This window comes from Streptococcus hyointestinalis (assembly GCF_041225505.1).
GTDB lineage: Bacteria > Bacillota > Bacilli > Lactobacillales > Streptococcaceae > Streptococcus > Streptococcus hyointestinalis_B.
This window is the reverse complement of the sequence record NZ_JBCLSK010000044.1, coordinates 1-12841: the sequence shown is the minus strand read 5'-3', so window position 1 is coordinate 12841 and position 12841 is coordinate 1. Positions and strand designations below refer to the sequence as shown.

Genomic DNA, 12841 nt, shown 5'->3' with positions numbered 1-12841 from the left:
AAAGGACTGAGTCCTGTGCAATACAGAACGCAATCCTTCAATTAAAATATTGTGTCCAACTTTTTGGGGTCAGATCACACAAAAGCTTTTTTACAATCACTAATGATACTCTCAAATAGAGCTTATTTTTTCACAAGCCACCAGACCAAAAGACCAAGTCCGCCAACGACAGCTAGATTAGGCAGTAAACCCGCACAGTATGAAAACTCTACTTTTATGCTACCATCTTCTGATATATGTTTTAATGTTTTTTCTTCACCAATCAATGTTTTCTTCCAATCCATTAGATTCTCCTCTCCTTATCATCGCTAAATGAAGCAAACGTAGCAGCCACACCTAATCAAAGATAAACTTTATTTTACAAAAAATTTCAAAAACCAAAAAGCCTCTTAACGAGGCAAGAGGACAGGCGGACGGATTTCAACCGTCATCTCGATAATAGCATATGTTTCATTAGCTAGATACGACTGAACTTTTACGCCAATAGCGGCGTCCCCTCGCTAAATCCGTCACTTGCAAGATGCTATACCGTGTTTTCACTCGTAAACTACTCTCCTATCCTCATTCCATTATATCAATTCTTCACTGCTTTAACAATACTTGAGCAAACTACAAAAATTACTTTAATTTTTGTAGTTGGTCAGTCTCTTTCCATTCTGGTCCGTAAGTATAGTCTATAGGCTCTACCATATAGCAATCCCCCACCAGCTCATCTGAAATATACACAATAACCGCTTTTTTACCCGTTACCTTATCAATAACTTTATCGTATAGATGGAAATAATCAACCCCTGGTGCTAGTTCATTTCAAAATAACATAAGTTATGAGCTAGAATAATTTGTTCCATTCGTAACTGTAGTTCGGCTATCCCTCTAGCTAATGTATGTTCGATATCAAAGAGACGACACAGTTCAGAAAAACGTGTTTCAATAGTTCGCCTCATGGCCATTATTTTCCAATTGTTATGTTCTTCGGCTCCTGTCATGTTTTTACGAAATGGCGTCCATAGATGGTAACCTTGTTGTTCTAAGTCCTTCCTGAGTTCACTGCTCAGGTATCCTAAATCACCTAGGATAACCGATTGCTTACACCCTGCTAATAATTCATAAACTACCTTGATGTCATGAACAGAGGCTGGCGTGAGAACATAGTTCAGAATATAACCAGATAAGCTCACTAGCATATGAACCTTGAAGCCGTAGAACCAAAGATGTTTAGAGTCGTTGTAGCCAATATCGGCTAATCCTTTAAAAATGGTAGCTCTGTGATTGCGAACGGGTTGACAAAGTGGCAAAGGAAAACTATCTATAATGGCGACTCTATCAGATGGAAGCCTGTCATTCATAGCTTTTCGAATGAGTTGGATGAGCCAAATCAATTGTTTTGACCAACGATTGAAACGACTTCTTTCTAGTAACTGACCACAAGGAAAGAGGCGGCAGATAGTGTAGAAATGGCGTTGTGATGTCATGCCCAGTTCAGCTTGTAACAAGAGCAAGACAAGGATTGATTCATCTGAAACTTTGGCTAAGCCAAAATTACGCCGATGTTTGAAGGAATTTTGGCAATAGTTTTGGTAGAAATGATGAGATTTAGCGGTATACTGTAAGTGGCTCATTTGGACTAACCTCCTGTATGTTTCGTCACTTACAGTATAGTCCATTTGGGCTTTTTAGTATAGTTTGAAATGAACTAGCACCACGGGTATAATATATCAACTGATATAATTGAATTCTTTAAAATACTTTTAGTAATCTCTTTAACTAACTCTTTTTATACTTCTAGCCCATAGCCAACACAAAAGAGCCTCACGGCTCTCTTGTCCTCTAATAAGCATAGCCGTAGAAAAAGCTATGTCCCCAGCTGCCCTACTAGGACTTCTTTTTGCTTCGGTGGAAATTGCTGGTCAAAAGCTTCTAAAACCTCGTCATCGACCTCGTAGCCATCTGGTACACGAAAAAGCCACGGTCCTGTCTGTTGACTAATGTCTCTAGAGCCTTGTAAGCTCACTATCTGCAAATAGTCAAGTGGCTCTGCCTTATCCTGCCCTTCCAAGTAAACGCCATAATCTCTAGCAGGCACAAAACCATACTGCTTATAGTAGTCTGGATCTCCCATGATAAGGATGTGTGACAAACCCATCTCTTTGGCATCTATCAGTGTTGCCTCTAGCAATTTCTTTCCAAGACCTTTTTTTTGATACGCTGGAGCAATGGCAAATGGTCCGAAGATAGCTATCGGCTTTAGCTCACCTGTCACCTCGTGGCGCAACTGTGCCTTACTGTACATAATCTGCCCCGCTATCTGACCATCAACCGCTATTAGTTTAGACAACTCTTTCAAATAATTATCATGATGACGAAATTGGTGCAGTATCAAATGTTCCGAACAGCCAGGTTGATAAACATTCCAAAAAGCTTCACGGACAAGATTTTCCACCTCATGATACTCAGACGGTAGCTCGTTGCGAATCTCAATAGACATACTGTTTCTCCTTGTACTTATCGTAAATACAGTATAGCACAAAAACAAGAAAAGATAGCATCTAAACGATTTGATATTTATTTAAACAAATATTTTTATATTAGTATAAATACGAATTTAAACAAAAAAACACTAGCTCATGCTAGTGTCCTACAAGACTTAGTCAGTCTTCTAAGTGAGCTTTCACTCTGCTTTAGATTGGCGCTCTTTATTAGCTGATAGCTTACCAAAGACTGAGCTAAAAGGAGCTACCTGATGACTTCTTTGGCGTCTCGAGAGCTAGATAGGGCTGGTTTCCTTCAACGTTCACTCAACATTCAGTATGTATGATTTTCAAACGATGCACATTTGAGCTACTAGTACTGGTCTTTAGTGTAAGCAAGGGAGCTTTTCACCCCTCAAGGTGCACAATAGCTTATTTTGGCATTACCATCTTCATGCAAGTCGCCAAACTTGAATCCAATGGCTTATTCTCCACTGGAGCGTCTATTATCGCTACCACCGTCTGACCATAGCCTAACAACGTCAATCCTCCACACGACACACACTCTTGGTATTCTCTCACGTCCCAAGCTCTCACAATCACTTGCAAGACCATTACTTATCTAACCACAGTATCCCACAGCTAGTGTAACGAGGTTTAAGCGCATCATCTTAGCATGGTGTCAACCACTCTTCACTAAGTTACTTAGAGGACTAACTAAATCTTGTAGGAAATCATTATAGCATATCGCTATACGGTCGTAAACTAAAAACATTGGGATAACAATCTCCAAAATCGCCTAACGCTTGCCTTCCCACTCTGCATAAAACTGCTCTAAGTAAAGAAGCAAAAAATCATGCCTTTCCTTAGCTAAGGCTCTAGCAGAATCGGTGTTCATCCGATTTTTTAAGGTCAACAGCTTTTCATAAAAGTGCATAATAGCCGTATCCTTACCACTTCGATATTCCTCATAAGTGAGGTTGTCTCGTGGTGTCATACTAGGGTCATGAATAGGTCTATTGGTATGCCCTGAATAACACATCGCTCTAGCAATACCTATCGCCCCCATAGCATCTAAGCGGTCTGCGTCCTGCACGACATAACCCTCTAGTGTCGAGACCTTATCCGTCTGATTGCCACCCTTAAAAGACATCTTTGTGATAATGTCTATGATATGAGCCCTATCTGATGATGACACTCCATTTGTCATCATCCAATCCTTGACGTTTTGCAAGGCTTCTGCTTCATTGTCTGTTAATTTATCATCCACCATATCATGTAAGAGCGCTGCTAGTTCACAGATAAAGACATCTGCTCCCTCTTTTTCAGCCAGAGTCACAGCCATCCTTGCGACTCGCTCAATATGCCACCAATCATGACCACTACCCTCACCGCTCAAGGCTTGATAAACAAAATCCCTAGCTCTCTCTATAATCTGCGCTTGACTCAGCATACACTCACCTCTCTTACCAATCACTTTTCCAACTCTCTAGCGATAACGCTTTCAAATAAGGCTATCACTAAAGGCGACTATAAGTATAATCGCCTGACTTGCTTGATAAATAAAAAATCAAACTTCTCCCATACTATCCTCGCACTCCCAAGCGCTTATTCTAATATAGTATAGTATCGGCATTTTTCAATGCCAAGACTATTATACTAAGTTTGACAGAAAGAATCAAGAAAACAAAGTTTTCGGTATTTATAGAATTGGGAATGGAGGGTTGCTGTAGTCTGCTGTGTCTTACTGCGTTCTACTTATAAAAAAGTACTTATTTGGGAGCAAGTATGTAGTACTGATTTTTATCATTTTTACTATTTCCATACCACTTCAAAAAACCTTGTTCTGTCAATTTCTTCAAAGTTTTTCCAATATGACGCCTGCTTCTCCCTGTAATCTCAACAGCCTTTGCTGTGGTCATTTTGTCACCCGAATTATACATGTAGTGGATAATAGTTATTTGTGCTAAGAAACCTTATGAGAAGTTGGCTGATGGTACGGTGCAGGAGGTTGATGTGCCTTATGATATTCCAGAGAGCTGGGAGTGGGTGAGGTTGAGAAATTTAGGAACAATTACTTCAGGCGGAACACCAAAGTCTTCTGAACCTGCCTATTATGGTGGAAATATTATGTGGATAACTCCAGCAGATATGGGCAAACAGCAAAACAATAAATTATTTACCACCTCATCGAAAAAAATTTCTGAATTGGGGTTACAGAAATCTTCTGCTCAACTAATTTTAAAAAACTCTATTGTTTATTCTAGTCGAGCTCCAATAGGACATATAAACATTGTTAACTATGACTTTACTACAAATCAAGGTTGTAAATCCGTAACACCAACACTAGTAAATCTAGATTTTATGTATTGGTTGTTACAATTTCGAACGAAAGATATTATTCTACGTGCATCGGGTACAACATTCAAGGAAATTTCTGCTTCAGGTTTTGGAGATACCCTCCTCCCCCTCCCACCCCTAGCCGAACAAAAACGAATTGTTGCACAAATCGAGAGAGTTCTTAAAAAGGTTGAAGTATATGCTGAAAGTTACAATAAACTCCAAGAGTTAGATAAAACTTTTCCGGATAAACTGAAAAAATCTATCCTCCAGTATGCCATGCAAGGTAAATTAGTTGCACAAAATCCGAACGATGAACCCGTTGAAGTCTTGCTTGAAAAGATTCGTGCTGAAAAGCAAAAACTCTATGAAGAAGGTAAGCTAAAGAAGAAAGATTTAGCGGAAACGGTAGTTAAAAGAGGAGATGATAACTCTCCCTATCAGGATGTACCTTACGATATACCTGAGAGTTGGGAGTGGGTCAGATTATTTCAAGTAGGCAACTTACAAACAGGTACGACGCCAAGTACAACTAATAAATCATATTATAATGAAAATTATATTCCATTCATAAAACCAGCTAATTTTATAAATGGTAAATTGCATATAACTGAATATCTTTCAGAAAAAGGATTAGAAAGAGGGAGGCTTATTCCGAAAAATTCAATTTTGATGGTTTGTATTGGTGGTTCTCGTGGTAAAACTGCTTTAACTACAGTTAGCGTCAGCTGTAACCAACAAATAAATTGTATTACTCCCTATAGCACTTTACTATCGAAATTTCTTTACTATTATTTTATAACTACTACTTTTCAAAGTTGGATGGAGACAAAGGCCACCGGAACTGCTACTCCAATAGTTAATAAAAGCATATGGGGTAATTTCCTCCTCCCCCTCCCCTCCCTAGCTGAGCAGCAACGAATTGTCTCTAAAATCTCCCAAATCTTTTCAATGATTGAAAATTTAGTATAATAATCTTTGCGTGCGGTGGAATTTCTATCAAAAAAAGATAGGAGTTTAAAATGAAAGACTTTGAATTATATTTACGAAAAGGTGGATTAGCTGAAAACACAGTACGGTCCTATCTATATGGTGTTCGCTTTTTCTTGGCGAATTATGAAGTGACGATGGAAGATTTGCTAGAGTACAAGAGTTATTTATTGGACAATTTTAAGCCTAAGACAGTCAATTTGAGGTTACAAGCCATCAACAAATACCTCATTTTTAATGACCAAAAGGAGTTGACCTTAAAATTTGTCAAAATTCAGCAGAAGCCTTTTTTAGAAGATGTCATTAGCCATGCAGACTACCTTTTTCTAAAGCGGAGCTTAAAAAAGGACAACAACTTGAAGTGGCATTTTGTGGTTTGGTTCTTTGGGGCAACTGGAGCTCGTGTCAGTGAATTGATTAAATTAAAGGTAGAACATGTAGAGGTGGGCTATTTTGATATTTACTCAAAAGGCGGTAAAATGCGACGACTCTATATCCCCAAAAAACTTCGAAACAGTTGTCAAAAATGGCTAGATATTGAAAATCGTCATAGTGGCTACCTTTTCCTCAATAAATTTAATCAACCGATTACTGCTCGAGGAATTGCCCAGCAATTGAAAAACTATGCTGTCAAATATCAGCTTAATACAAAGGTCGTTTATCCTCATTCCTTTAGACACCTCTTTGCAAAAAATTTTCTTGCCAAATATAATGATATTGCCCTATTAGCAGACTTGATGGGACATGAAAGTATTGAAACAACTCGCATTTACCTTAGAAAAACCGCAACAGAACAACAAGCTATAATTGATAAAGTGGTTAATTGGTAATAAAACAGCAGAAAGTCAAAATGACTTTCTGCTGTTTTTGTGTTAATGGCTCTCCTTATGGGAAGATACCAAAAAGTTGGAGAATGACTTCACTTGGTAGTATTGTGAATATCTATACTGGCAATAGTATCAATGCGACAGAAAAGAAAGCCCACTTTTCTGGAGTTACTGGTATCAATTATATTGCGACAAAAGATGTGAAATTTGATGGTTCAATAGATTACGATAATGGCATTAAAATACCTAAAAACTATTTATCAAAATTCAAAATCAGTCGTGCCAACTCAGTACTTCTATGCCTAGAAGGAGGTAGTGCTGGACGTAAGATAGGGTTATTGGAACAAGATGTTTGCTTTGGTAATAAATTATGTAACTTGTCCTTTTACGTTGGAGAAAATCAATTACTCTACTATTTTCTTCAAAACCCACAATTTCTTAGTGATTTTCAGGATAGCAAATCGGGCATAATTGGTGGTGTTAGTATTAAGAACTTAGGCAATATAACAATTCCTTTATCTCCTCAAAAAGAACAAGAACGGATTAGTTACAAAGTTGATTTACTTTTTCAAAAAGTAAATCAACTTTAGTTACAATATCTTTCATTTCTCGATAGTTTGAAACAGGTATCAGTAATCCTGAGATACTAGTACTATTTAACGTTTTTCCTTTTATGGCATCTTTTGAATTGCCAGCAGTAGCAATTAGAGGTAAAAATCGCATTAGATAATCTCTTATGATATTTTCTTTATCTCCGTATGGAAATATTGAGATAATCGCTTCATTATGGCTGGCAGGGATTTCTAACAGTGCTACTTTACCGATAGATAACTTAAAACTCATCAGTAGGGTGCCTGCCGGAGTTACCTTTATATTCTTCTGCTTAATAGCTAAATCTGATAAATATTCCTTTGTTTTGGTGATATAACTATTGTTGGATATATCTGAAATAGAAACCCAAGGAATATCATTTCCCCAATAAATAGTCTCACTTCTTGGAGGAGTTTTTCCAATATTAAATAAAACTAGTCCACCAAACTTAACGTATCGCCAAGAATTGGGAATATCAGCAATCGTTGAATTATTGAAATTAATATTTTCATCCTTCTTCCCATAAGGAGAGTTATCATCTCCTTTTTCGACCACTATTTCCGCCAAATCTTTCTTCTTGAGCTTGCCTTCTTCATAGAGTTTTTGCTTTTCAGCACGAATCTTTTCAAGCAAAACTTCGACGGGTTCGTCGTTCGGATCTTGTGCAACTAGTTTACCTTGCATGGCATACTGGAGGATAGATTTTTTCAGTTTATCAGGAAAAGTTTTATCTAACTCTTGGAGTTTATTGTAACTTTCAGCGTATGCTTCAACCCTTTTAAGAACTCGTTCGATTTGGGTAACAATCCGTTTTTGTTCGGCTAGGGGTGGGAGGGGGAGGAGGGTAGAAGAAACTTTTTCACTATTTAAGTTTTTGACTACAGCTCCACTAATTAATTTTAAAAATTGACTATATATTGTTTTTGAGGATAACAGATAAAACAAAAAGTTTTTATCTAACGAGCTTTCATAATTCGAGATTGCCAACCAACCATCGTGAATTGCTCCGTCAACATTTAAGATATAAGGTCTACCAAAGCTCATTGAATTTGTTAATAAAAATGTGCCTTTTTTGACAAATCGTGTTTTACTAAGTCCTGATGGTTTTATTTTTTCATTAACATTATTGATATACTTGCCACCTTTTTCAGTATCACCAATTTTTATCCAATTTATCCCATCATCCTGAGTAGTTAGATACTCTTTAATTGGTCTTGGCGATCCCCCTCTGACAATATCAGCAAGCAATGAAAACCTCACCCACTCCCAGCTCTCTGGTATCTCATACGGGACTTCAACTTCTTGAACTGATCCGCCCGCCAACTTCTCATAAGGTTTCCCATCCTCACCTCGAAAGAACTCAGTTTCCTTTTTATCTCGCCTGATTTTCCCCTCTGCGATGAGTTTTTCCTTTTCCGCTTTGATGCGTTTGAGAAGTTCACTGGCTGGATCATCATTTGGGTCTTGCGGTACTAATTTCCCCTCCATAGCTCTTTGGAGGATACTAGCTTTTAGTTGCTCTGGTGTCATTCTTTTTCCTCCAAAAGCTCTAAAATATCTGCTAAAACCGTATCAATCTTTTGATTGAGAATTGCTCGCTCTTGCTGATAACTTTGGATAAGCTCCAAAGGTTCAAGGATTTCTTCCTCTTCCTTTGGAAAACTGCACTGGTCAAAGTTGTAGTTCAGATCAGCCAGTTCACTTGGTGAAAAAACTTTCGCCTTGTAAAAATTCCCCTCTAAAATCTCCTCGCGATTAACCCACCAGTCACGGACAGAATCAAAATGCTCTGATTTCATCGGCTTGGTCTTAGAAAAGTTTTTGTAGCCCTCTGGCATGTCTAAGCGGTAAAACCAAGTCTGCTCCGTTTTCTTGGTCTTATCAAAGAAAAGGATATTGGTATGAATACTAGTATAAGGCGCAAAGACACTATGTGGTAGGCGGACTATAGTGTGTAGGTTAAATTCTTCAATTAACTTTTGTTTGAGACGAGTTTTAACTCCTTCCCCAAAAAGGAAGCCATCAGGCAAAATTACACCAACACGACCGTTTTCTTTCAGGCGATACATGATAACCGCCATAAAGAGGTCAGCAGTCTCTGAACTCCGCAATTCTGCTGGAAAATTATTTTTGATGGTTTCAAGCTCTGACCCACCAAAAGGAGGATTCATCATAATAAGGTCAAACTTCTCATCCTCTGTATAATCTCGGACGTTTTTCTCCAAGGCATTACCGTGCATGATTTTAGGGTCATCAATCTCGTGCAAAAAGAGATTGGTCACCGCTAATAGATGCGGAAAGGCCTTCTTCTCAATCCCGAAAACAGCCGTGTTGTACTTTTGAATATCTTCGCTAGTCTTACGTTGCTTACTAAGATGATTCAAAGTTGAAGTCAAGAAACCACCTGTCCCACAGGCAAGGTCAGCCATAGATTCGCCAAGTTTTGGGTCAAGCATTTCTGCGATAAAATCTGTCGCCGCACGAGGCGTGTAAAATTCCCCAGAATTACCAGCACTTTGAATATCCTTGAGAATTTTCTCATAGATATCATTAAAGGAATGGCGGTCTTCTGGACTATTAAAGTCTACTTCATCAATGACATTGATAACTTGACGCAAGAGAACTCCATTTTTCATATAGTTGTTAGCTTCTTCAAAGGCTGCCTTGACAATGCTCTTGCGGATAGGCATGTTGGGAGTAACTTCAAGCTCCTTCAATTCCTTAAAGAGCGTGTTATTGACAAAGTCCAACAGGTCGTCACCTGTTAAGGCCTGCTCTCCCTTTTCAGCGTGGGCCCAGTTTCGCCATTTCAAATCTTCTGGGATAATAGACTCGTAATCATCTTCTTCCAACTCCCAGACCATCTCTCGACTGTCGTATATTTTCAAAAAGAGTAACCAAGACATCTGCTCAATGCGCTGGGCATCGCCATTGACCCCCGCATCATTGCGGGTAATATCCTGAATCCGTTTGACAAATGATGTAATTGACATAGTTTCCTTTCTATAAGCTACGTGTAAATAGCTCTTCTTCTAATTCTTTTATCGCCTCTAAATAACGTTTCTTGTTGCCAAAGTGCGTCGTGATAATATTGAACGTTCCACCAAACACTTGAAACTCTGGTAATTTCAAGGTTTCAAGACTTTCCAGTTCTCCAATTCCCTTGTCCATATATTTATCCAGCAGAATCTCTAGCACTGCACGTGCTTCTTCACTATACTTATAGAGATAACCACTTTGCTTAACCTTGTTAATCCGCTCGGACTTGGTCAGGCTTTTTTGCCCATAAGCCAGCTTCAATAATAAATCAAAATCATCAATCTCCTGTTCAGAAATACCTTCTGCCTCTCGGATAGCATCGAGGTAAACACCCTTTTTATAGAGCTCATCCAAGATAACCTTTTTCTTATCAGCATCCCGCCATGCTGTGATAAAGTCGGTCAAGGTCGCATAAGCTCCCAAAATATTTTTCCGAGTATAGTCGGTCAAACTTTCTGTCACCAACTTCCCATTCTCATCTAAAACTTGAATTGTAGAATTCAGAATATCAACTCTCTTATCAGTGACATGATATTTCTCTATAGGTCCATTTCCACCGTCTGTTCCTTGCCCGCTAGAGGTAGAACCTTTATTTGGATCAAAGATAACATCAGGTTCACCATCAAAGTCTGGATCTGCAAAGAGATTGGTCACATTCCTAAAATCAATAATAGTAAAAAATTCTTTCCCTTTTTCTGGATACAAGCGTGTTCCTCGACCGATGATTTGCTTAAACTCAGTCATAGATTGAATATTAGAATCCAACACAATCAAGCGACAGGTTTTCGCATTTACCCCTGTTGTTAAAAGCTTAGAAGTTGTCACTATAGTTGGAAATTTAGAATTAACATCCATAAAATTATCCAACTGAGCTTTGCCTTCTTGGTTATCTCCAGTCACCTGCATGACATAGCGGTAATCTTCTTGCATGAGATCTGGATTTTCCTTAACAAAAGCTGCTCGCATTCGTTCAGCGTGGTCAATATCAACGCAGAAAACGATAGTTTTATCGAAGCGTGCATCATTTTGCTTCATGTAATCTGAAACAAACTTTGCCACCATCTGTGTCCGGTCATCAATGACAATTGTCTTATCAAAATCCTTACGACCATAATACCTATCTTCGATAAGTTGCCCCTTAGCATCAACTTTTCCTTTTTCTGGACGATAGCCATCCACATCGACATCAAGATTTACTCGCATGACCCGATAGGGGGCCAAAAAGCCGTCTTCAATCCCTTGTTTTAAACTATAAGTATAAATCGGCTCACCAAAATACTCCATATTGGAAATTTCTTTGGTCTCCTTTGGCGTTGCCGTCATACCGATTTGTGTCGCTGATGAAAAATACTCAATCACTTTCCGCCAATTACTAGATTCTCTGGCTGAGCCGCGGTGAGCCTCATCAATGACAATCAAGTCAAAGAAATCCTTTTCAAATTTTCGATAGTGAGTCCCCTCTCCATCTTCACCTGTTAGTTGCTGATAAAGTCCTAAATAAATCTCAAAGGAATTGAGTTTTTCTGGGGCATTGAGCAATTTTGGCGTGATTTTGGTCATGACCTTTTCAAAAGGCTTAAAATCTCCATCCATCGTTTGGTCAACCAGTATGTTGCGGTCAGCCAAGAATAACACTCGCTTAGCCAACCCAGCCTTTCGTAGGCGATGGATGATTTGAAAAGCCATGAGAGTCTTTCCAGTTCCTGTCGCCATCACAAACATCACTCGCTTTTGTCCACGTGCAACTGTCTCGATCGTACGGTTGATGGCGATTTGTTGATAATAGCGAGGCTTTTTGGTTGAAAAAGTATCAGTATAGTAAGGAATCGTAATAGCCTCTGCTACTTCTGATGTAAGGTCCTTCTCAGCTTTTAATCGTTCGAAAAGTTCATCACGAGTTGGAAAGTCATCTAAAGAGAGTTCTCTCTCTTGTCTCGTAATACGGTCATGTTCGATGAAACCATCACCATTTGAAGAGTAGACAAAAGGCACATCTAAAATTTCCCCATATTCAATAGCCTGCTGTAAGCCAGCTCGAACACTGTGTTTGTTATCCTTCGCTTCAATAATAGCAATACGCTGTCCAAATTGATAATAAAGAGAGTAGTCTGACTTTTTACCCTCTTTTCGACGGGCTTTGTCCCCACGAACTTCTATTCGACCATCTGTGAAATATTCCTCGTAAGCAATATGTTCCCCGTTTTTCCAACCTTTTGACAAAATAGCTGGTGTAATAAAGTTTGCCTTGATATCCTCTTCGGACATTTTATGTTTTGGCTTTAATAAATCTCCCATACTAATTCCCTCTTAAATATTTTAAACATAATAATCTAAACTATCAGAAGTTTATTTACTTCATTATACCATTTTCCAATCTCATCTTAAACGATTTCTCAGGAGTTTTGAGGAGGTTTCAAAAATGAAGTCAAAAACATTTCAAAAGTCTAATCTTAAGTTTGGCAGATATTTTTCTCCAAGCCTACATATGACCAAACAAAATATAATCATCACCCGTGGTGCTAGTTGATTTCAAAATATCTCAAATTATAGGCTAGTACGATTTGTTCTATTCTCAATTGCAAGCCT

10 protein-coding genes and 1 pseudogene are annotated in these 12841 nt (G+C 38.5%); 3 read left to right on the top strand and 8 right to left on the bottom strand.

Translation table 11 applies throughout. The features are described from left to right. Window positions 1–122: 122 nt before the first annotated feature. The 5 genes and pseudogenes from AALA56_RS08895 to AALA56_RS08875 form a co-directional block, all read right to left on the bottom strand. On the bottom strand, window positions 123–284 hold the full coding sequence (locus AALA56_RS08895; protein WP_369909697.1) for a hypothetical protein: 162 nt from the start codon (window positions 282–284) through the stop codon (window positions 123–125). A gap of 513 nt (window positions 285–797) precedes the next feature. Further along, on the bottom strand, window positions 798–1619 hold the full coding sequence (locus AALA56_RS08890; RefSeq protein ID WP_369909696.1) for an IS982 family transposase: 822 nt from the start codon (window positions 1617–1619) through the stop codon (window positions 798–800). Window positions 1620–1852: 233 nt separating this feature from the next. Beyond that, complete coding sequence (locus AALA56_RS08885) at window positions 1853–2485, bottom strand: GNAT family N-acetyltransferase (protein WP_369909695.1); 633 nt, start codon at window positions 2483–2485, stop codon at window positions 1853–1855. Window positions 2486–3267: 782 nt separating this feature from the next. Then, window positions 3268–3921 carry an HD domain-containing protein gene (locus AALA56_RS08880; protein ID WP_369909694.1) on the bottom strand — a complete coding sequence of 218 codons (654 nt, stop codon included), beginning with the start codon at window positions 3919–3921 and terminating at the stop codon, window positions 3268–3270. A gap of 319 nt (window positions 3922–4240) precedes the next feature. Next, window positions 4241–4423: pseudogene (locus AALA56_RS08875) on the bottom strand (ATP-binding protein); the annotation flags it as partial. A gap of 31 nt (window positions 4424–4454) precedes the next feature. On the opposite strand from AALA56_RS08875, the gene AALA56_RS08870 reads away from it, so the two are divergent. Genes AALA56_RS08870 through AALA56_RS08860 form a run of 3 tightly spaced genes read left to right on the top strand, consistent with a single transcriptional unit; the run spans window position 4455 to window position 7215 of the window. Further along, window positions 4455–5780 carry a restriction endonuclease subunit S gene (locus tag AALA56_RS08870; protein WP_369909693.1) on the top strand — a complete coding sequence of 442 codons (1326 nt, stop codon included), beginning with the start codon at window positions 4455–4457 and terminating at the stop codon, window positions 5778–5780. Window positions 5781–5830: 50 nt separating this feature from the next. Next, entirely contained in the window at window positions 5831–6628 is a 798-nt protein-coding gene (locus tag AALA56_RS08865; RefSeq protein WP_369909692.1) for a tyrosine-type recombinase/integrase, read from the top strand. Then, a complete protein-coding gene (locus AALA56_RS08860; RefSeq protein ID WP_369909691.1) occupies window positions 6622–7215 on the top strand; it encodes a restriction endonuclease subunit S in 594 nt (197 codons plus the stop codon). The genes AALA56_RS08865 and AALA56_RS08860 overlap by 7 nt, the downstream gene beginning before the upstream one ends. Here AALA56_RS08860 and AALA56_RS08855 read toward each other — a convergent pair. Genes AALA56_RS08855 through hsdR form a run of 3 tightly spaced genes read right to left on the bottom strand, consistent with a single transcriptional unit; the run spans window position 7169 to window position 12550 of the window. Continuing rightward, window positions 7169–8746: a restriction endonuclease subunit S gene (locus AALA56_RS08855; protein ID WP_369909690.1), complete on the bottom strand. Its 1578-nt coding sequence runs from the start codon at window positions 8744–8746 to the stop codon at window positions 7169–7171. The two genes, AALA56_RS08860 and AALA56_RS08855, sit on opposite strands and share 47 nt — an antisense overlap. After that, complete coding sequence (locus AALA56_RS08850; protein ID WP_369909689.1) at window positions 8743–10209, bottom strand: class I SAM-dependent DNA methyltransferase; 1467 nt, start codon at window positions 10207–10209, stop codon at window positions 8743–8745. The genes AALA56_RS08855 and AALA56_RS08850 overlap by 4 nt, the downstream gene beginning before the upstream one ends. 10 nt (window positions 10210–10219) lie before the next feature. After that, on the bottom strand, window positions 10220–12550 hold the full coding sequence (gene hsdR, locus AALA56_RS08845) for an EcoAI/FtnUII family type I restriction enzme subunit R (protein WP_369909687.1): 2331 nt from the start codon (window positions 12548–12550) through the stop codon (window positions 10220–10222). Window positions 12551–12841: the final 291 nt, after the last annotated feature.